This is a genomic window from Corynebacterium sp. HMSC22B11, assembly GCF_001815965.1.
Lineage (GTDB): Bacteria > Actinomycetota > Actinomycetes > Mycobacteriales > Mycobacteriaceae > Corynebacterium.
This window is the reverse complement of record NZ_KV823474.1, coordinates 1-974: the sequence shown is the minus strand read 5'-3', so window position 1 is coordinate 974 and position 974 is coordinate 1. Positions and strand designations below refer to the sequence as shown.

The window sequence follows — 974 nt, the reverse complement described above, 5'->3', positions numbered from 1 at the left end:
CCAGCCACGACCACGTCATCACCTGGCACTGGACTGAAGCGTCCTGGGTTTAGTTCCGCTTCTTTTACGCCCCTGTGTTGATGGGCTGGGTGAGATAGTACTCGGTTTCTACTTCCTGTGGGGTGGCGTAGTCCAAAGCTTCGTGAAGCCGCTTAGTGTTCCACCAATGCACCCACCGCAAGGTGGCCAGTTCGACTTCTCCGACCGACGTCCACGGGCCTTGGGCATGAATCAGTTCCGCCTTGTAGAGACCGTTGACGGCCTCAGCTAGAGCATTGTCATAAGAATCGCCGACTGTTCCCACACTCGGCCGGATTCCTGAATCCGCGAGAGCGGTGGAATACTTCAGTGACACGTACTGGCTGCCCCGATCACTGTGGTGAATCAGCTGGTTTCCATGGATTCGCCCTGCAGTCGTTAACGCATGCTCCAAGGCCTCCATAGGCAGCGCATCGGTGCGCATCGTCGAGCGTGTAGCAACACCAACAATCTTTCGACTGTAGACATCCACGACAAACGCGGTGTAGGCGAATCCTGACAGGGTGCGAACGTAAGTAATGTCGGCAACCCACAACCTTCCTGGTGCTTGTGCACGAAAGTTTCGCTGCACTAGGTCCGGGCGATGATCCGGTGCCTTCGGGCTAGTCGTTGTCACGGGGGTTCGTCCACGTCTGCGGCCGGAAACACCAGCTAGCTTCATCAGACGTGCAGTCTTGTCGCGGCCGATATGAAAGCCTTCACGGTTCATCGCGTGCCACATTTTGCGGATACCGTAAACCGAGAAATTCTGCGCATGCACACGCTGTATCTCTGGGATGAGAAGGCTATCGCTTAAGGTCCTTGCACTGGGAACACGTGTGGTGGCTTTGCGGTAGCCGCGTGAAGTAATGAATCCACGATCTGCTTGTTTAAGGACTCGGCAGATGGCCTCGACCCCAAACTGATCCTTATACGCGTCGATGTAAGAGATCATT

General features: G+C 55.4%; 1 protein-coding gene. It reads right to left on the bottom strand.

Translation table 11 applies throughout. The features are described from left to right. Positions 1 to 64: 64 nt before the first annotated feature. Positions 65 to 974: IS3 family transposase (locus HMPREF3088_RS01680; RefSeq protein ID WP_070757969.1), on the bottom strand; the 910-nt coding region annotated here is incomplete at its 5' end.